This is a genomic window from Ramlibacter sp. P4_H7 (assembly GCF_056400765.1).
On the sequence record NZ_JBFUKP010000009.1, the window covers coordinates 110,548 to 130,764 of the forward strand.

The window sequence follows — 20,217 nt, forward strand, 5'->3', positions numbered from 1 at the left end:
GACGGGGACTTGAAGTTGGTGCTGAAGGCCTTGTCGGCTTTCCGTCGCGGCGAGCAAGGGGTGACGCTGCCCACCGAATGGGATGGGCTGTACGGAAAGATCGCGGCCGAATTCAACGAACTGTCGTCGCAGACGGCCCGCAGCCACAACCGGCTCAAGTCGGTGGTGGCCGGCCCGCACACTGGCGCGCGCGCAGGCCGGCGCCTGGCGGACGACAAGGTGACGGGCTTCTGGCAGGAGAACGTGGCCAGCGTGAACTCGCTGCTCGACGAGGTGGAGCTGGTCTCCGAACGCACGCGCACCATGCTCGGGAGCCTCACCGAACTGAAGAAGGGCAATCCGCAGACCGAGTTGCCGCACGACTGGACGGGCCTGTTCGGCAAGGTGGCCGATGCCTTCAACGACGTGGTCGGCCAGAACGTTCGCATTTCGCAGGAACTGTCGCGGCTGTCGCGCGTGGTGGGCAAGGAGGGCAAGCTCAAGGAGCGCGCCTCGATGCCCAGCACCGACGGCTTCTGGCGCGATTCCGCGGAATCGATCAACTCGCTGATCTCCGACCTGGTGCACCCCACGTCCGAAGTGGCGCGGGTGATCGGCGCGGTGGCGCAGGGCGACCTGTCGAAATCGATGGCGCTGGAGGCCGATGGCCGCGCGCTGGAAGGCGAATTCCTGCGCACCGCGATGACCATCAACAAGATGGTGCAGCAGCTGGGCACCTTCTCCGCCGAAGTGACGCGGGTGGCGCGCGAGGTGGGCACCGAAGGCAAGCTGGGCGGCCAGGCGGAAGTGCAGGGCGTGGCGGGCACCTGGAAGGACCTGACCGACTCGGTGAACTCCATGGCCGGCAACCTGACGGCCCAGGTGCGCAACATCGCGGAAGTGACCAAGGCGGTGGCGGCCGGTGACCTGTCCAAGAAGATCACGGTGGACGTGAAGGGCGAGATCCTGGAGCTGAAGAACACCATCAACACGATGGTGGACCAGCTGCGTTCCTTCGCCTCGGAAGTGACGCGGGTGGCGCGGGAAGTGGGTACCGAGGGCAAGCTGGGTGGCCAGGCCGACGTGCAAGGCGTGGCGGGGACGTGGAAAGACCTGACCGAGTCCGTGAACTTCATGGCCGGCAACCTGACCTCGCAGGTGCGCAACATCGCGGACGTGACCAAGGCCGTGGCCGCGGGTGACCTGTCCAAGAAGATCACGGTGGACGTGAAGGGCGAAATCCTGGAGCTGAAGAACACGATCAACACGATGGTGGACCAGCTGCGTTCCTTCGCCTCGGAAGTCACGCGGGTGGCGCGGGAAGTGGGCACCGAAGGCAAGCTGGGCGGCCAGGCCGACGTGCAGGGCGTGGCTGGTACCTGGAAGGACCTGACCGACTCGGTGAACTCCATGGCGGGCAACCTGACCGCCCAGGTGCGCAACATCGCGGACGTGACGAAGGCGGTGGCCGCCGGTGACCTGTCCAAGAAGATCACGGTGGACGTGAAGGGCGAAATCCTGGAGCTGAAGAACACCATCAACACGATGGTGGACCAGCTGCGTTCGTTCGCCTCGGAGGTGACGCGGGTGGCGAGGGAAGTGGGTACCGAAGGCAAGCTGGGTGGCCAGGCCGACGTGCAAGGCGTGGCCGGTACCTGGAAAGACCTGACCGATTCCGTGAACTCCATGGCCGGCAACCTGACGGCGCAGGTGCGGAACATCGCGGAAGTGACGACTGCCGTGGCGGCCGGTGACCTGTCCAAGAAGATCACCGTGGACGTGAAGGGCGAGATCCTGGAGCTGAAGAACACCATCAACACGATGGTGGACCAGCTCTCCTCGTTCGCCTCGGAGGTGACCCGGGTGGCGCGCGAAGTGGGTACCGAGGGCAAGCTCGGAGGTCAGGCCGATGTGCAGGGCGTGGCCGGCACCTGGAAAGACTTGACCGAGTCCGTGAACTTCATGGCCGGCAACCTGACCTCGCAGGTGCGCAACATCGCCGACGTGACCAAGGCCGTGGCGGCCGGTGACCTGTCCAAGAAGATCACGGTGGACGTGAAGGGCGAGATCCTGGAGCTGAAGAACACCATCAACACCATGGTGGACCAGCTCTCCTCGTTTGCCTCGGAGGTGACCCGGGTGGCTCGCGAAGTGGGTACCGAGGGCAAGCTGGGTGGCCAGGCCGACGTGCAGGGCGTGGCCGGCACCTGGAAGGACCTGACCGACTCGGTGAACTCCATGGCCGGCAACCTGACGGCGCAGGTGCGCAACATCGCGGACGTGACCAAGGCCGTGGCCGCGGGTGACCTGTCCAAGAAGATCACCGTGGACGTGAAGGGCGAGATCCTGGAACTGAAGAACACCATCAACACGATGGTGGACCAGCTGCGATCCTTCGCCTCGGAAGTGACSCGCGTSGCSCGCGARGTGGGCACCGAAGGCAAGCTGGGCGGCCAGGCGGAAGTGCAGGGCGTGGCCGGCACCTGGAAGGACCTCACGGACAACGTGAACTCCATGGCCGGCAACCTCACGGCGCAGGTGCGGAACATCGCGGACGTGACCAAGGCCGTGGCGGCCGGCGACCTGTCCAAGAAGATCACGGTGGACGTGAAGGGCGAAATCCTGGAGCTGAAGAACACCATCAACACGATGGTGGACCAGCTGCGTTCGTTCGCCTCGGAAGTGACGCGGGTGGCGCGCGAAGTGGGTACCGAAGGCAAGCTGGGCGGACAGGCCGACGTGCAGGGCGTGGCAGGTACCTGGAAGGACCTGACCGACTCGGTGAACTCGATGGCCGGCAACCTGACGGCGCAGGTGCGGAACATCGCGGAGGTGACGACCGCCGTGGCGGCCGGCGACCTGTCCAAGAAGATCACCGTGGACGTGAAGGGCGAAATCCTGGAGCTGAAGAACACCATCAACACGATGGTGGACCAGCTGCGTTCGTTCGCCTCGGAAGTGACGCGGGTGGCGCGCGAAGTGGGTACCGAGGGCAAGCTGGGTGGCCAGGCCTACGTGCAGGGCGTGGCCGGCACCTGGAAGGACCTCACCGACAACGTGAACTTCATGGCCGGCAACCTGACCTCGCAGGTGCGCAACATCGCGGACGTGACCAAGGCCGTGGCCGCCGGTGACCTGTCCAAGAAGATCACGGTGGACGTGAAGGGCGAAATCTCCGAACTGAAGATCACCATCAACACGATGGTGGACCAGCTCTCCTCGTTTGCCTCGGAGGTGACCCGGGTGGCGCGCGAAGTGGGTACCGAGGGCAAGCTGGGGGGCCAGGCCTACGTGCAGGGCGTGGCTGGCACCTGGAAGGACCTCACCGACAACGTGAACTTCATGGCCGGCAACTTGACTTCGCAGGTGCGCGGCATCGCCAAGGTGGTGACCGCCGTGGCCAACGGCGATCTCGAACAGAAGCTGACCGTTGAGGCCAAGGGCGAGATCGCCTCGCTGGCCGACACCATCAACTCCATGACCGACACGCTCGCCACCTTCGCCGACCAGGTGACCACCGTGGCCCGCGAGGTGGGGGTGGAAGGCAAGCTGGGCGGCCAGGCCAAGGTGCCGGGCGCCGCGGGCACCTGGAAGGGCCTGACGGAGAACGTGAACCAGCTGGCCGCCAACCTCACGACGCAGGTGCGAGCGATCGCTGAAGTGGCGACCGCGGTGACGCAGGGCGACCTGACGCGCTCCATCACGGTGGAGGCGCAAGGCGAAGTGGCCGCGCTGAAGGACACGATCAACGAGATGATCCGCAACCTGCGCGACACGACGCAGGTGAACACGGAGCAGGACTGGCTCAAGACCAACCTGGCCAAGTTCTCGCGGATGCTGCAGGGCCAGCGCGACCTGGTCGCGGTGGGCCACCTGATCCTGTCGGAACTGGCGCCCGTGGTGGGCGCTCAGCAGGCCGAGTTCTACGTGCTGCGCTACACCCAGGAGCAGCCCAAGCTGCGCCTGATGGCGTCCTATGCCTCCGACGGCCATGGCGCCTACGGCAAGGAGATCGACCTGGGGCAGGGCCTGGTCGGCCAGGCCGCGTTCGACAAGAAGAAGATCATGCTGACCTCCAGCTTCCCGGAGAGCCTGAAGATCGCCTCCGGTCTGACGGAGTCGACCCCGCTCAACGTGCTGGTGCTGCCCATCATCTTCGAGGGCCAGGTGCGGGGCGTGATCGAGCTGGCCTCGGTCGAGCGCTTCAATCCGACCCACCAGGCCTTCCTGGACCAGCTGACGGAATCGATCGGCATCGTGATCAACACGATCGAAGCCAACATGCGGACGGAAGACCTGCTGGCCCAGTCGCAATCACTGGCGCAGGAACTCCAGAGCCGCCAGCAGGAACTGCAGCAGACCAACGAGGAACTGCAGGAGAAGGCCCGCCTGCTCGCCCACCAGAACCAGGAGGTGGAGCGCAAGAACGCGGAAGTGGAACAGGCCCGCCAGGCGCTGGAAGAAAAGGCGAAGCAGCTGGCCCTGACCTCCAAGTACAAGTCCGAGTTCCTGGCCAACATGTCGCACGAGCTGCGCACGCCGCTGAACTCGCTGCTGATCCTGTCGGACCAGCTGTGCAAGAACCCGGAGGGCAACCTCACGCCCAAGCAGGTGGAGTTCGCCAAGACGATCCACTCGTCCGGCAACGACCTGCTGATGCTGATCAACGACATCCTGGACCTGTCCAAGATCGAGTCCGGCACGGTGGTGGTGGACGTCAACGACCTGAGGCTGTCCGACCTGCAGCTGTACGTGGAGCGCACCTTCCGCCACGTGGCCGAGGCGAAGAACGTGGACTTCACGGTCCGCAGCGGCCTCAACCTGCCGGCCTCCATGGTCACGGACGCCAAGCGCCTGCAGCAGATCCTGAAGAACCTGCTGTCCAACGCCTTCAAGTTCACGCACCAGGGCCACGTCACGCTGAGCATCGAGGAGGTGTTCGCCGGCTGGGGCGCCGACAACGAGGACCTGAGCCGCGCCCAGCAGGTGATCGCGTTCTCGGTGTCCGACACCGGCATCGGCATCTCGCCGGACAAGCAGCAGATCATCTTCGAGGCCTTCCAGCAGGCCGACGGTTCCACCAGCCGCAAGTACGGCGGCACGGGCCTGGGCCTGGCCATCAGCCGCGAGCTGTCCAAGCTGCTGGGCGGCGAGATCCGCCTGGTGTCGGCGCCGGGGCAGGGCTCGACCTTCACGCTGTACCTGCCGCTCGTGTACATGGCCACGCGCACCGCGCGCCGCATCAGCACGGACTTCCGCGGCGACCAGACGATTGCGCCGATCCCCAAGCGTCCGCCGCCAGCGCTGGCGCCGCTGGCCGAGCAGCCGGTGCAGGACGTGGAAACAGTCGACGACGCGGCGACCGAACCCGCGGAAGGCGCGGACGTGCTGGCCGCGGACAACGTGGCCAACGACGACCGCGACATCATCCAGCAGGGCGACCTGGTGCTGCTGATCGTGGAGAACGACCTGGCCTTCGCGCGCTTCCTGCTGGATGCCGCGCGCGCCAAGGGCTTCAAGGGCCTGGTGACCACGGCCGGTGCCGGCGCATTGACGCTGGCCGGCCAGCACAAGCCGTCCGCCGTGACGCTCGACATGCACCTGCCCGACATGGCGGGCTGGCGCGTGCTGGACCGCATCAAGCACGACCTGGCCTTGCGGCATGTTCCGGTGTGCGTGATCTCCACCGACGACAGCAAGGACCGGGCGTTCAAGTCCGGCGCGTTGGCGTTCCTGGAGAAGCCGATCCGCTCCAAGGAGGTGCTGGACGGCATGCTGGAGAAGCTGCACCACTACGTGTCCCGTCCGGAGAAGACCCTGCTGGTGGCCCTGGACGACCAGGTGGTGCGCAACCAGCTGCTGTCCCGGATCGAAGGCGAACAGATCGACGTGACGGTGGTGGCCTCCGGGCCCCAGCTGCAGCAGGCGCTGGACGACGCCCGCTTCGACGCGATCGTGCTGGAGGACGGCTACGGCGGCGTCGATCCGCGCGAGTACCGGCGGGCGATCGCCGGGCAGGCGGGCATCGGCCCGGTGCCGCTGATCGTCTATCGCGGCGAGGGGGGCAAGCGCCATTCCTGGCATTCGGACGAGGCGATCACCGTGCAGGAAGTGCACGGCGAGGCCCGCCTGTTCGACGCGGCGCTGATCGCGCTGCACCGGAGCGTGTCGCGGCTGCCCGAGGTCAAGCGCGACGTGATCGACAACGTCTACGAGTCCGCCAAGCTGCTCGCCGGCAAGCGCGTGCTGATCGTCGACGACGACATGCGCAACATCTTCGCGCTGGCCACCGTGCTCGAGGAGCACGGCATGGACATCGTGTGGGCCGACAACGGCCGCGAAGCGATCAACCGGGTGGCCAACGATCCCGGCATCCAGGTCGTGCTGATGGACATCATGATGCCGGAGATGGACGGCATGGCGACGATGAAGGAGATCCGCAAGCTGCCGCAGGGCCGCAACCTGCCCATGATCGCCGTCACGGCGAAGGCCATGAAGGGCGACCGCGAGAAGTGCATCGAGGCAGGTGCCTGGGATTACCTGGCCAAGCCGGTCAACACGCCGGACTTGCTGGCGGTGCTGCGCGCATGGCTGCAGCAATGAGCGGGGAGAGCCGGTGACGAGCACCGCGAGTGCGCAAGAGCTGCGTGACCAGGTCAACATCCTGGTGGTGGACGACCTGCCGGAAAAGCACGTCGTCTTTCGGACGATCCTGGACGAGCTCGGCCAGAACATCGTGAGCGCCCGGTCCGGGCAGGAGGCCCTGAAGTTCATCCTCGAGATGGAGTTCGCGGTCATCCTGCTGGACGTCAACATGCCCGACATCGACGGCCTGGAAACCGCGAGCCTGATCCGTCAGTACAAGAAGTCGGCGCAGACGCCGATCGTTTTCATCACTGCCTACGTGGACGAACTGCAGGCGCGGCGCGGCTATGCGCTGGGTGCGGTCGACTACATCCCGTCCCCGGTGGTCCCCGAGGTCCTGCGCTCCAAGGTGCGGGTGTTCGTCGAGCTGTTCCGCATGAATCGCCAGCTGCAGAAGCAGGCGACGCAACGCGAACAGCTGGCGCGTTCCGAGGCCGGGCGGGCCGCGGCGGAAGAGGCGATCCATCGGGCGGACTTCCTGGCCCAGGCGAGCCAGGTGCTGTCGCGCTCGCTCCACCTGGACGACACCATCGCCGCGGTCCTGGACCAGTGCATTCCGATGCTGGGCGAGCGCGCCATCCTGGGCATTCCCGACAGCGAGGGCGGCGTGCGCCGGCTGGAGATGCATCCAGCGCCCCGGGCGGATGACAGCGAGGTGTTCACGCCCGAGCTTCGCGCCGCGGCGGACCAGGTCATCCAGCACAAGCAGTTCCACCTCGCGCGCTTCGGCGACCGGGCGGCTGCGATCTGCCCGTTGATGGCCGGCGACGAGATCCGGGGTGCGCTGGCCTTGCTGGCCGAGGCGACCTTCTTCGACTCCACCCGGATCGCGCTGATCCGCGAGTTCGCCAGCCGGGCGTCCATCGCGATGGAGAACGCGCGCCTGTACTCCGCGGTGCAGGAGGCGGACCGCCGCAAGAACGAGTTCCTGGCCATGCTGGCGCACGAACTGCGCAACCCGCTGGCGCCGATCCGGAACGCCGTGCACATCCTGACCAGCGCGGCGGAGCTGCCACCCAAGCTGGCCTGGGCGCGCGACGTGATCGGCCGACAGGCGGACCACATGTCGCGCCTGATCGACGACCTGCTGGATGTTTCGCGCATCGTGCAGGGCAAGGTGGCCGTCAAGCCGGAGAAGCTGCAGCTGGCCACCCTGATCGAGCGTTCGGTCGAGGCGAGCTCGCCCCGCCTGGCGGCCCGCGAGCAGGTGCTGGACCTGGACCTGCCCAAGGAGCCCATCGAGATCGACGGCGACCCGGTTCGGCTGTCGCAGGTGCTGTCCAACCTGATCAACAACGCCTGCAAGTTCTCCCCCACCAGGAGCCGCATCCGCCTGGAGGCGCGCTACGCCGACGGGGAACTGCAGATCGGCATCAAGGACGAGGGTGCCGGGATCGCGCCGGAATTCCTGCCGCACATGTTCGACCTGTTCGCCCAGGCCGACCAGTCGCTCGACCGGTCGCAGGGCGGCCTGGGCATCGGCCTGACGCTGGTCAAGCACCTGGTCGAGCTCCATGGCGGGCGGGTGTGGGCCGAGAGCGAGGGCCTGGGAAAGGGTGCCGCGGTGACCGTCGCGCTGCCCGCACGGATCGGCACGCGGGGCGCGGCGCAGCCCATTCCTGCGGCCACCCGCGCGCCGGCGGCTGCAGCGCCGGGAAACGCGCGCATCCTCGTGGTCGACGACCTCGCGGCATCGGCCGAGACGCTCATGACGCTGCTGGAAATGGAGGGCTTCGAGGTCCGCGTGGCGCACGAAGGGCAGGAGGCGCTGTCCGTCGCGCGCGAGTTCCGGCCCAACGTGGTCCTGCTGGACATCGGCCTGCCCGGCATGAACGGGTTCGAGGTCGCGCACGGCCTGCGCAGCCAGCCGGAATCGCAGGACGCGCTGTTGATCGCGCTGACGGGTTACGGTGAGGCCGAGAGCCGCTCACGCTCCGCGCAGGCTGGTTTCGACTTCCACATGGTCAAGCCGGCGGACGTGAACCTGCTGCTCACGATGTTGGCGAATCCTCAGGAAGCGCGGAAAACGGTCACGACCGCGTGAGCTACAATCGCGGGCTTGCTGGAGAGGTGGATGAGCGGTTTAAGTCGCACGCCTGGAAAGCGTGTGAGGGTTAATAGCCCTCCGCGGGTTCGAATCCCGCCCTCTCCGCCAGCACTGCGTTTCCGGTAGTCCGATCCGGACTTCCAAGCCCCACGGAAAGCCCCTAGCCACGGGGCTTTTTTGTTTTCTGTCGTCCATTTGGGGCGATGCTGCGGCTGTTCTGCCTACTGGCGAGAAGGTTCATGCGCCTATGGAGGCATCCGTTGCATGCGACGTGATCGCTGGACGCCCAACAACCCCAGTAAAGCGGACGCAAACAGCCAGATGGCAGGCGGAAGGGGTACCACCGAGGACGAGATCCTCGTTACATCAGCCGAAAAAGAAATGAAGCTGAAGGGATTCATCGCGTAGGTGCCGAAGATCGAGCCGAACAGAAGCGCGCTCGAGTCGAGAGCCGAAGGAGGAATGGCGTCGAAATAATTGGGCGCAAATTGTAGGGAGACCGAATAACCCTGATCGGGGAAAACCCGACCCGACAGAGGCCGCGTGAACGTAGCCAAGCCACTGTCAGAAAAGTTGGCATATGCGCCGAATCCTCCACCGGTCGAGAAGCTCATGGACTGAATGAAGTAGCCAAGCGGGCTTCCACTGATGGGGACGACCCCATACGGTGTGGATGTGTCATAAACCCAGCTTCCCGTGACCGTGTCCCCGATTGCAAGGTTCAAGAACGGCGCATAGTTAAATCCGAGGCCAGCGTGGTTGTCGATTCCTGTCACCGTGCTCGTAACGTCAACCTGCACGGGAGCTGCGTTGGCCGCTGGGGCGCATAGCGCGGCAACCACCAACGCGAGAGAGCACAGCACAGTGGGGAGGCGTGGGAAGCTCATATAGTCTCCTTCAGACCCGCCAGCAACGGGCTCCTGTTGGGCCGTCAGCGACTGGATTGGTCGTCTCGACGATCGGGAAAACCGGGAGATCCGGCCAGCACGGAGCCGAATGGCAAACAGGGCGACAGGCAACGGCACGGCGGCAGCCCTGATGAACGATCGGTCCATGTTCGAAGTCGGCAGGATTTCGGGCAAGGGCACATTGGGGCCAACACAGCGTCAGCCGCCAGTCATCCCGATCGCGTACGCCATGCGGGGATCCGGCCGGATTGAGTCGCGGTTCGATGTGGGGGCGCGGCTTCTCCAAGTGTTCCTCTGTGCGTTGACACATCGGGCACCTTCCTAAGCACTTCTTCTTGGTTCGGACTGACGCCAAACATCGGATTCACTCACGATTGTGACATTCTGTTGCAATCGTGAAGCCGTTTCCTAGGGAGGTCAGCGTGAACGTTGCATGGGACAAGCACCATAAACACAAGGCCGAAGGCGGCATCGCGCAGCCCTTCGGTGCCCCCTCGGGGTTTTCGGAATCCCAATACGCCATCCAGGTCCAGATCGTGGCGCCGTCGCTCGTGTCCTGGGGACTTCAGCGACTGGTGCAAACCGCGGGATCCTCCGTCAGGCTCGTCGGTGTCTCGCACACGCTGGCCGATGCACTCCCACTGATCGAGCGTTCGGGCGCCGATGTGGTGCTGCTGGACCTGGATGACGGGTACGGCCCTGACCACGTCGCGGATCTCGCCGGGCGGCTCAGGGCCAAGGTCCTAGTGCTGACTTGCGTCGGCGACGCCGGTTTGCTTGGCCGTGTCCTCGCCGCGGGCGCCGGGGGAATCTTCCGCAAGCACGAGCCACCGACGCAATTGCTGAGAGCCGTCGAGATGGTGGCCATGGGAGAGGTCTTCCCGTCCGGCGCGCTGCTCCATCGCCCGCAGATCCCGCCGCAACTGGCACCGGCAGTGCCGCCCCTGCGACGCTGGGAACCTGAAGACAGCAAGCTCTCGTCGCTCACGAAGAGGGAGCGGCAGACCATTGCGGCAGTCGTCGCGGACGCTTCGGCGCCGGCAAAGGTCATCGCGGCACGCCTGGGCATCAGCGAACACACGTTGCGCAACCACCTGACGTCCATCTATTCCAAGCTGGAAGTTTCGGGTCGCCTGGGCCTGCAGGCGTTCGCCATGCAGCAGCAGGGCCTGGGCAGGCGCCCGTGCTAGGCAAGTTGGCCAGGCACCGGCCCGAGGGCCGCGAAATCACGCGGCTGCACCTCGTCGCAGTCTGCTGCGAGATCGTCGTGTTGGCGGCTCTGATCGAGGACGACCTCACGCGCATCGCCGGTGAGCAGGGACTCGAGGAGACCCGGCGGAACTGCCAGGAGCACCGCGACGCCGCCGAGCGAGTGATCTCAGGGGAACGATGCGCTGACCATCTTTCGTACGAAGAGTTGCTCGGCGCCCTGGACGTCTTTCGCCGCCGTCTGTTGGACATGCGGCACCTGCGGGGCTGCCTCGAAGGCATGCGCCACGCAAGAGTCGCCCGAAGGGCCGGCTGGGGCCCGAGCGCATGGGGGCGGGGAACACAGGGAGGCGGTGCGGTCGACATTGCCGGGCCCCGGCCGCCGCGGCAGGGGCCCGCTCGGATCATCAGTCGTCATCGACCGCCTCCTGGTTGGCCCTGAAGTGACGGGGCTCGCGACCGACAGATCACCAAGAGCCGGCCTGCCACGCGATCGCCCCAGCGCCGTGTTGGGATGGGCTTGCGTCAGCCCTCGATCGGCGACGCGTGGATCCGGATGGAGTCGTACTTGCGTGGCGCACTGGCGCTCCAGGTTCTGGCAAGAAGTTTCCACGCGGCCCAGTCGAAGTTCGGCTTGGCACTGCCATCGCCGGCGGTCTTCCAGATCTCTTCCTGCTGCCGAATCCACTCCGGATGGAACTGCCGGAAATAACCGACGTGGAGGAGGTCGGTAGGCTGGAAGCCCGCCGCCTTCACCAGTTCGCGCAGCGAGCTCTCGGTGAAGAAGTGCAGGTGGCGCGGCACGTCCGTGAACGGCCACAACTGCTTGAACGTCCAGAATGCCAGGGCCTCGTTGTTGGGCACTTCGACGATCAACCGTCCGCCGGCCGCAACCAGGTTCCTCGCGTTCGCCAGTGCGGCTGCCGGATCGATGCAGTGTTCGAGCACATGCGAAAAGAGCACGGTGTCGAACCTGCGCCCACCGAGGTCCTGCGGCAAGGCTTCCGCGGTGCCTTCGTAAATTTCGCCGACCTGCATGGCGACCTTGCGTGCTTCGGGGTCGGGTTCGATTCCCGTGGCGACGAAGCCGGCCGCGACGAACCTGGACAGATTTCCTCCGTTCCCACAACCGATATCGAGCAAGGTGCGACCCACTCCCTCGGTGGGCTGCAAGTCCGTTCCCGAGTCCGTTCGCCAGGCAAGGTGCATCCGCAGCTTGTCCATCAGGGACGGACGCCCGCCGCCGGCCACCCACTCGGGGGCGTGCGTGTAGTACGGCATCTCGTAGAAGGACTTGACGCGTTCGGGCGTGTAGTCGCCCAGGACCCGGCCGTACTTGCAAGCCTCGCACCACCCGACCTCGTAACGGCCCTGGTCACCGGCACGACGGTGGTCACGGGTGGCGAACAGCGATGAGAGCGCACCACCGCAAAACGGGCAGGGATCCATAGCCCGACGGTAGCACGCGGATTCTCCGGCGATCGACGACGTGGGAGCTGGCGCGGAGGGAGATGCGAGTCCCCTCGCTGGGGCGCTGTATCTCCAAGAGCAATGCTGCACCCGGACGGAAACGCAAAGGCCGCAATCACGAAGCCGCTTTCAATTGACAACACACGAAGATCAATTTGTATGTTGTCAAAAGGATTGATTGTCCGAATGACAACAGACGAACTAAACTACTGATCTGTTGTCAGGAGCCCAGGTTGCAGGACTTCATCGCCTATCGACGGGTCACCCAGTCCGAACGGCGCCGCCCCGCGGTCAGGCTCGAGGCGCAGGCCGCGGCGATCCTCAAGTTCGTCCAGTCCCGTGCGGGCGTGTTGCTGCGCGACTTCGTCGAGCGCGAAGCGGGCAAGGGCAGCCAGGACCTGGAGCTCAGGCCGCAGCTGCAGGAGGCGATGGCGCTCGCGAAGGAGCGCCAGGCGGTGCTGGTGGTCTCCACGCTCGATCGGTTGTCCCGCAACGTGCACCTCCTCTCCGGCCTTCTCGAGGCCGGCGTGGAATTCGCCGCCGCCGACACCCCCGACGCCGATGCGTTCATGCTCCACATCTACGCGGGGGTCGCCCAGCGTGCGCGCGAGCAGGTCGCCGGCCGCATTTCCGCGTCCCTGCAAGCGAAGAAGCGGGCGGCGCTCGCCGGCGGGCAGCCGAATCCGCTGGGGAACCCGTCCACGCTGACGCCGCACATCCAGCGGCGGGCCGACGACGCGCAGGCCTTTGCGAACCGCCTGGCGCCGACGCTCAGGGCCTACCGCAGCGCTGGCATGAGCCAGCGCGAGATGGTGGCGTCCTTGAACGAGCAGGGCATCCGTGCGGCCGGCGGCGGCACATGGTCGCTCGTGCAGCTCCAGCGCGTGCTCGCCCGGCTTCCGGCGGACGCGGCGGCTTGAGGTTCGTCCTGCTGGTCCGGGACTCGGGGCCCGGACCAGCAGCGATGCCCGGTGCCAGCAGTGGGGTGGAATCACCGCTGCGCGGGCGACGCCTGACGCTGAAGCACGCGCTGAGCAGTTTCGCTCTTGAGGCCACGGATTCCGTACAGACCGTGGTCCGGCCAAGCATCGTGGCCCTTCGTGTTGCCACCTCGGAAGTGGCGCTACCGCCATGGCTACCCACCGGGTCACAGGCAGGTTTTCGGCAGCGCTTTCGCGTGTCTGTCTAGAACTGTCCAAGCAATCAACTTAGACACATAGACACTGACCAAGCGATGTAGACACTAGCGAAACACCTAGGCAAACGCGTTTGGACACAGTCCAATTCATGTGTATCGCTTCCCATTCTCTCAATGAAACGGCCTGATCTGTCCGAGCTGCATCGCAACACTGTGTTGCTTTGTCCAAACAATTAGTCACTAGACTGTTGACCTCGCGTTTAGGCAGAGCTACATTGCGTCTACACAGTCTAAACAACGAGGCGCTCTTGCTGACCAGCAAAGAGATCATCGAGAGAACCGGCATCTCGCGTGCCACTCTCAACAACTACATCGCCAGCGGCCTCGTGCCGCGGCCCCAGGTCCTGCCGCCGGGACCGGAGCATGGCGCTGCGCCTCGCATCGGCTATTTCCCGGACGACACGATTGCGCGGGTCGAAGAGATCCAGCGCCTGAAGCGCGAAGGCTGGAGCATCGCCCGCATTGCCGAGCATCTGGCCGCGCACCCGCCGGGCCAGCAGCCCGCCGCACCGATTGCCGCCCCCGCCGCGGGCGTATCCCCCACGGCGGCCCCGTTCGCGCCGCGGCCGGCGCAGTTGCCTTCCGCCCTTGGCCAGCTCGGTGCCCAGGTGGCCCACCCGGCTTATCTCGTCAACGACAGTTTCCGGATCGTCTGGGCCAACGACCAGGCGCGCACCGACCCGCTGTCCCCGCTGGTCCAGCGTTCCGCCGTCGAAGGCAGCAACGCCTTCAGCCAACTGACTTCGGTGGAGCAGGCCCGTGGCGGCGACGCTCTGCTGCGCTTCCACCTGCAGGTGGCCCGGGCGCGGGGCGCCACCGCGGGCCTGTTCCGCGACGTGCCGCCGACCGAGTCATCCCGCTTGCAGCGCCTGCTGGACGAAGCCCAGCCCGGTGAGCCCGGCCTCGTGATGCAGGCCGCGTTGCCGGCAGGGGAGGGGCTCCCGGCCCGTACTGTCTACGCCGTGCAGTTCCGTGAGGGCGTGCTGTTTGCCTACGCTCCCCAGCAGGAGGCGGCCTTCGCCCCCGCCCTGGCAGCGCGCATGGAACCCACGGTCACGCCCGTGGCCGTCCTGGTGAGCACGCTGCAGGACGCGAGCGGCCTGTGGGTGAAGCTCACCGCGCAGGAGTATTTCGAGCTGCTCAACGAGGTGTGGGCAGAACTGGACCGCATCTTCCGCCGCCATCGCGGCCGCGCCGGCCCGCAGGGCGGCGAGGTGCTGGTCTGCTACTTCCTGCCCCAGGCGGACAGCAGCTACCTGTGGAATGCCCTGGCCGCCGCGCACCAGACGCGCGACGCCATGCGGCAGGTTTCGCACCGGTGGCAGGTGCGCAAGGGCTGGGACGTCGAGCTGAGCATGAATGTCGGCGTCGACGAAGGACAAGAGTGGATGGGCGTCGTGGGAGCGGCGAGGGGGGAGGGAGCGCTCCGCGTGGTCGGCGATACGGCCGACCACGCGGAGCAGCTTTCTCGCGTCAGCCGCATGGGCGCCATCCTGGTCACCCGCAGTCTCCTGGGCAAGCTGCCCACGGACGACCGCCAGCGTCTCACTTTCGGTGTTCCCCGCCTCGAAGGCGCGCGCTCAGACGCGCCGGTTCTCTTCACCTTTGCCAGGCTTGCCGACATGGCCGCACCCCAGCCGGTGCCGGCCCGCTTTGCCGACCTCGCCGTCGCGGAGCTCCTGGACTTGAATCCCCCCTCGACTGCGTTCCCTGGGCCTCGCGGCGCCAGCTGAACGGAAAGGACAACCCCATGCGCTGGTTCAAGACCAAAGACCTGAGGAGCAGCCTGTACGCCCTGCTGTCCGTCAGCACGGCGCGCCCCCGGCTCGATGACGCCGCCACCATGGACCAGATCCGCGAGGCCATGCTGGCCGTGGCGGAGGAAGAGGGCGGTGACCGGGGCAGCGGACTGGCGCGGCGCATCCGCTACGCGACCGACCTGCAGGCGCTGTGGTTCATGCGGGGAGAGGTGATGCAACTGTTGGCGCGCACGCGCGGCGAGGCCGCCGCCTGGGAGAAGGTCGACGAGTTGAGCTCCATGTTCTCGGACCTGCTGCCCAGCGGGCTGCGCTCGCGGCCCAGCCCGCTCAACCCCCCTTACCGCAATTCGCGCCCCCACTCGGAAGACACCTGAGGTTTGGAGGCCGCCGCCGGCGGCTCCGGCGGCCGGACTGCGGTGATCATCTTCATCGCCGAGGCGATCAGGCCGGACACCTCGCCCATGTTCGCGGGGATGACCAGGGTGGTCTTGGAATCCTGGGCCACCTTGCCGAATGCATCGACCGCGCGCTCGGCCACCTTCAACTGCACGGCCTGCTCGCCCCCCGGCTGGCGAATGGACTCGGCGACCTTGCGGATGGCTTCGGCCGTCGCGTCGGCCACCGCCACGATCGCCGCCGCCTCGCCCTGCGCCTTGTTGATCTCCGCCTGCTTGGCGCCTTCCGACCGGGCGATGAACGCCTCGCGCTCGCCGGTGGCGATGTTGATCTGCTCCTGGCGCCGGCCTTCGGAGGCCGCGATCAGCGCGCGCTTCTCCCGCTCCGCGGTGATCTGGGCCTGCATGGCATGCAGGATCTCCTTGGGGGGCGTCAGGTCCTTGATCTCGTAGCGCAGCACCTTCACGCCCCAGTTCAGCGCGGCTTCGTCGATGGCCTGCACCACCTGGGCGTTGATGATGTCGCGCTCCTCGAAGGTCTTGTCCAGCTCCAGCTTTCCGATCACGCTGCGCAGGGAGGTCTGGGCCAGCTGGGTGACCGCCACGATGTAGTTGGATGAGCCGTAGCTGGCCCGCGTCGGATCGGTCACCTGGAAGTAAAGGATGCCGTCCACCTGCAGCTGCGTGTTGTCGCGCGTGATGCAGATCTGGCTGGGCACGTCCAGCGGGATCTCCTTCAGGCTGTGCTTGTAGGCCACGACGTCCACGAAGGGCACCAGGAAGTTCAGGCCGGGTGTCAGCGTGGCGTGGTACTTGCCCAGGCGCTCCACCACCCAGGCGTTCTGCTGCGGCACGACCTTGACGGCGCGCACCACGAAGATGGCCGCGATGACGAACAGGACGATTGCGATTTCCATGGCTTCCCTTCAGATTTTTTCCACGATCAGCCGGCTGCCGTCGACGGCCCGGACCCGGTAGGCGCCCGAGCCCTGCGGGGTGCCGCCGGCCGGCACCGCCGTCCAGACGGTGCCGCGGTAACGCACGGTCGCCGTGTTGTCGGCCGACCAGGCGTCCACGTGCACCGGCTCCCCGGCGTCGAAATCCATGTTGGTGCTCTTGCCGGCGGTCCCGGGTACCAGGTGCCGGCGCCGCACGACGTGCCAGACGGCGACAGCGCCGCCGCCGACGACGGCGGCGACCACCAGCTGCAGTGGCGTCGAAAGGCCCGCGTGGGCGGCCAGGGCCCCCGCCACCATGCCGATTCCCAGCATCAACAGATAGAAAGTGCCCGTCAGCAATTCGATGGCCACCGCCGCGCCGGCAAGCAGCCACCAGAGTGTCGAGTCAGCCATAGGTCCCCTTTGGCCGCATTGTGGGCGAAAACAGCGCCGGCCCTGGAACGCGGTGCTGCGAATTCTCTACACTTCGCCCCTCGTTCTCCCTTTACCGCCCTGGACCGCCCCGCATGAAGTTTCGCTTTCCCATCGTCATCATCGACGAAGACTACCGCTCGGAGAACACCTCCGGCCTCGGCATCCGTGCGCTGGCCGAGGCGATCGTGTCCGAGGGATTCGAGGTGCTGGGCGTCACCAGCTACGGCGACCTGTCGCAGTTCGCCCAGCAGCAAAGCCGGGCCAGTGCGTTCATCCTGTCGATCGACGACGAGGAGTTCTCGCCCGGGCCGGATCTCGATCCCGCGGTGCTGAACCTGAGCAACTTCATCTCGGAGGTGCGGCGCAAGAACCCGGACGTGCCGATCTACGTCTACGGCGAGACCAAGACCTCGCAGCACCTGCCCAACGCCATCCTGCGCGAGCTGCACGGCTTCATCCACATGTATGAAGACACGCCGGAGTTCATGGCGCGGCACATCATCCGCGAGGCCAAGTCGTACCTGGAGGGCATCCAGCCCCCGTTCTTCAAGGCGCTGCTCGATTACGCCGAGGACGGCTCCTATTCGTGGCATTGCCCCGGCCACTCGGGCGGCGTGGCGTTCCTGAAAAGCCCGGTGGGCCAGATGTTCCACCAGTTCTTCGGGGAGAACATGCTGCGGGCCGACGTCTGCAACGCGGTCGACGAACTGGGCCAGTTGCTGGACCACACCGGCCCGGTGGCGGCCAGCGAGCGCAACGCGGCGCGGATCTTCAATGCCGACCACTGCTTCTTCGTCACCAACGGCACCAGCACCTCCAACAAGATGGTCTGGCACCACGAGGTGGCGCCAGGCGACGTGGTGGTGGTCGACCGCAACTGCCACAAGTCGATCCTGCATTCGATCATCATGACCGGGGCGATCCCGGTCTTCCTGAAGCCGACGCGCAACCACTTCGGCATCATCGGGCCGATCCCGCAGAGCGAATTCACGCCGGAGGCCATCAAGGCCAAGATCAAGGCGAACCCCCTGCTGGAAGGGGTCGACCCCGAGACGGTCAAGCCGCGCATCCTGACGCTCACCCAGTCCACCTACGACGGCGTCCTGTACAACACCGAGACCATCAAGGCCATGCTGGACGGCTACGTCGAGGCGCTGCACTTCGACGAGGCCTGGCTGCCGCACGCCTGCTTCCACCCCTTCTACGGAAGCTTCCACGCGATGGGCAAGAAGCGGGTGCGGCCGCAGAAATCGCTGGTGTATTCCACCCAGTCGATCCACAAGCTGCTGGCGGGCATCAGCCAGGCCAGCCACGTGCTGGTGCAGGACGCCGAGGAGAACAAGCTGGACCGCCACCTGTTCAACGAGGCGTTCCTGATGCACACGTCCACCAGCCCGCAGTACGCGATCATCGCCAGCTGCGACGTGGCGGCGGCCATGATGGAGCCCCCCGGCGGCACCGCGCTGGTGGAGGAGTCCATCATCGAAGCCCTGGACTTCCGTCGCGCCATGCGCAAGGTGGACCAGGAATACGGCAAGGACTGGTGGTTCAAGGTCTGGGGTCCCGACAAGCTGGCCGACGCGGGCATCGGCCGCGCCGACGACTGGATCATCAAGGGCGAGTCCCGCTCGGCCAAGTGGCACGGCTTCGGCAACCTGGCCGAGGGCTTCAACATGCTGGACCCGATCAAGTCCACCATCGTCACGCCCGGCCTGGACCTGAACGGCAAGTTCGCCAAGACCGGCATCCCGGCGTCCATCGTCACCAAGTTCCTGGCGGAGCACGGGGTGATCGTGGAGAAGACCGGCCTCTACAGCTTCTTCATCCTGTTCACCATCGGCATCACCAAGGGCCGCTGGAACACGCTGCTGTCCGCGCTGCAGCAGTTCAAGGACGACTACGCCAAGAACCAGCCGATGTGGCGCATCCTGCCGGAGTTCTGCCAGCAGTTCCCGCGCTACGAGCGCATGGGCCTGGCCGACCTGTGCCAGTACGTGCACGAGCTGTACGCCAAGTACGACATCGCCAAGCTGTCGACGGACATCTACCTGAGCGACCTGCAGCCGGCCATGAAGCCGAGCGACGCCTTCGCGCACATCGCCCACCGCAAGACGGACCGCGTGGAGATCGACCACCTGGAAGGGCGCATCACGACGGCCCTGATCACGCCGTACCCGCCCGGCATTCCGCTGCTGATCCCGGGCGAGGTGTTCAACAAGAAGATCGTCGACTACCTGAAGTTCGCCCGCGCCTTCAACGAGGAGTGCCCCGGCTTCGAGACGGACATCCACGGCCTGGTGGCCGAAGCCGGGCCCGACGGCAAGCTGCGCTACTTCGCGGACTGCGTGAAGGCCGAAGCCTGATCCGCGGCCAGGCCCGCAAGAAAGCCGCCCGAGGGCGGCTGCTTGGGTGGGCCCGCGGCCGCGGCCTTACTCTTCGACCGCGATCGCCGTCTGGCTGAAGCCGCCGTCCACGTAGGTGATCTCGGCGGTCACGCCAGCAGCCAGGTCGCTGAGCAGGAAGGCGGCCACGTTGCCGACGTCCTCGATGGTCACGTTGCGCCGCAGGGGCGAGCCCTTTTCGACGATGGACAGCAGCTTGCCGAAGTCCTTGATGCCGCTGGCGGCCAGGGTCTTGATCGGGCCGGCGCTGATGCCGTTCACGCGCATGCCCCGGGGACCGAGCGAGCCCGCCAGGTAGCGCACGGAAGCTTCCAGCGCCGCCTTGGCCAGCCCCATCGTGTTGTAGTGGGGCACGATGCGCATGGCACCGAGATAGGACAGGGTCAGCAACGCCGACTTGTCGTTGAGATAGGGCAGGGCCGCCTTGGCCATAGCCGGGAAGCTGTAGGCGCTGATGTCCTGCGCGATGCGGAAAGCCTCCCGCGACAACCCGTCCAGGAAATCGCCGGCGATGGCCTCGCGCGGGGCAAAGCCGATGCTGTGCACGAAGCCGTCGAACCTGGGCCAGGTGGCCGACAGGTCCTTGAACAGCTTGTCGATCTGGGCGTCGTCCCCGACGTCGCAGTCGAAGATCAGCTTGGAGTCGAATTCCGCCGCGAACTCGGTGATGCGGTCCTTGAAGCGCTCGCCCACGTAGCTGAAGGCCAGCTCCGCGCCCTGCTGGTGGCAGGCCCGGGCAATGCCGTAGGCGATGGAGCGGTTCGACAGCACGCCGGTGATCAACAATTTCTTGCCTGTCAGGAAGCCCATGGGTCTCTCATTTGAAAAAAC

Annotated in this window: 12 protein-coding genes and 1 tRNA gene; 8 read left to right on the top strand and 5 right to left on the bottom strand. The window is 66.2% G+C overall.

Annotated features, from left to right (window positions below):
• Nucleotides 1–303 precede the first annotated feature (303 nt).
• From AC1DSA_RS14170 to AC1DSA_RS14180, 3 genes are all read left to right on the top strand, one after another.
• Entirely contained in the window at nt 304–6,582 is a 6,279-nt protein-coding gene (locus AC1DSA_RS14170; protein ID WP_477890380.1) for a HAMP domain-containing protein, read from the top strand.
• Nucleotides 6,583–6,595: 13 nt separating this feature from the next.
• The gene (locus AC1DSA_RS14175) at nt 6,596–8,668 is read left to right on the top strand and encodes a hybrid sensor histidine kinase/response regulator (RefSeq protein WP_477890198.1); all 2,073 of its coding nucleotides are present in this window, start codon (nt 6,596–6,598) and stop codon (nt 8,666–8,668) included.
• A gap of 20 nt (nt 8,669–8,688) precedes the next feature.
• Nucleotides 8,689–8,779, top strand: a tRNA-Ser gene (locus AC1DSA_RS14180).
• A gap of 137 nt (nt 8,780–8,916) precedes the next feature.
• On the opposite strand, the gene AC1DSA_RS14185 is transcribed toward AC1DSA_RS14180, so the two are convergent.
• Nucleotides 8,917–9,558 (bottom strand): hypothetical protein, encoded by a 642-nt coding sequence (locus tag AC1DSA_RS14185; protein ID WP_477890200.1) that lies wholly within the window; start codon nt 9,556–9,558, stop codon nt 8,917–8,919.
• Between the two features lie 443 nt (nt 9,559–10,001).
• Here AC1DSA_RS14185 and AC1DSA_RS14190 point away from each other — a divergent pair, with 443 nt between their 5' ends.
• Nucleotides 10,002–10,769, top strand: coding sequence for a LuxR C-terminal-related transcriptional regulator (locus AC1DSA_RS14190; RefSeq protein ID WP_477890202.1), 768 nt, complete (start codon nt 10,002–10,004; stop codon nt 10,767–10,769).
• Between the two features lie 544 nt (nt 10,770–11,313).
• Here AC1DSA_RS14190 and AC1DSA_RS14195 read toward each other — a convergent pair.
• Nucleotides 11,314–12,237 (bottom strand): class I SAM-dependent methyltransferase, encoded by a 924-nt coding sequence (locus tag AC1DSA_RS14195; protein ID WP_477890204.1) that lies wholly within the window; start codon nt 12,235–12,237, stop codon nt 11,314–11,316.
• Nucleotides 12,238–12,491: 254 nt separating this feature from the next.
• Here AC1DSA_RS14195 and AC1DSA_RS14200 point away from each other — a divergent pair, with 254 nt between their 5' ends.
• From AC1DSA_RS14200 to AC1DSA_RS14210, 3 genes are all read left to right on the top strand, one after another.
• Nucleotides 12,492–13,178, top strand: coding sequence for a recombinase family protein (locus AC1DSA_RS14200; protein WP_477890206.1), 687 nt, complete (start codon nt 12,492–12,494; stop codon nt 13,176–13,178).
• Nucleotides 13,179–13,644: 466 nt separating this feature from the next.
• On the top strand, nt 13,645–15,189 hold the full coding sequence (locus tag AC1DSA_RS14205) for an adenylate/guanylate cyclase domain-containing protein (RefSeq protein ID WP_477890208.1): 1,545 nt from the start codon (nt 13,645–13,647) through the stop codon (nt 15,187–15,189).
• A 17-nt stretch (nt 15,190–15,206) separates the two neighbouring features.
• Nucleotides 15,207–15,590 carry a hypothetical protein gene (locus tag AC1DSA_RS14210; RefSeq protein ID WP_477890210.1) on the top strand — a complete coding sequence of 128 codons (384 nt, stop codon included), beginning with the start codon at nt 15,207–15,209 and terminating at the stop codon, nt 15,588–15,590.
• On the opposite strand, the gene AC1DSA_RS14215 is transcribed toward AC1DSA_RS14210, so the two are convergent.
• Nucleotides 15,554–16,528: an SPFH domain-containing protein gene (locus AC1DSA_RS14215; RefSeq protein ID WP_477890212.1), complete on the bottom strand. Its 975-nt coding sequence runs from the start codon at nt 16,526–16,528 to the stop codon at nt 15,554–15,556. The two genes, AC1DSA_RS14210 and AC1DSA_RS14215, sit on opposite strands and share 37 nt — an antisense overlap.
• A gap of 9 nt (nt 16,529–16,537) precedes the next feature.
• On the bottom strand, nt 16,538–16,963 hold the full coding sequence (locus AC1DSA_RS14220; RefSeq protein WP_477890214.1) for an NfeD family protein: 426 nt from the start codon (nt 16,961–16,963) through the stop codon (nt 16,538–16,540).
• Between the two features lie 113 nt (nt 16,964–17,076).
• Between AC1DSA_RS14220 and AC1DSA_RS14225 the strand changes: the two genes are divergently transcribed.
• The gene (locus AC1DSA_RS14225; protein WP_477890216.1) at nt 17,077–19,347 is read left to right on the top strand and encodes an Orn/Lys/Arg family decarboxylase; all 2,271 of its coding nucleotides are present in this window, start codon (nt 17,077–17,079) and stop codon (nt 19,345–19,347) included.
• A 66-nt stretch (nt 19,348–19,413) separates the two neighbouring features.
• On the opposite strand, the gene fabI is transcribed toward AC1DSA_RS14225, so the two are convergent.
• Nucleotides 19,414–20,196 (bottom strand): enoyl-ACP reductase FabI, encoded by a 783-nt coding sequence (gene fabI, locus AC1DSA_RS14230; protein ID WP_477890218.1) that lies wholly within the window; start codon nt 20,194–20,196, stop codon nt 19,414–19,416.
• Nucleotides 20,197–20,217: the final 21 nt, after the last annotated feature.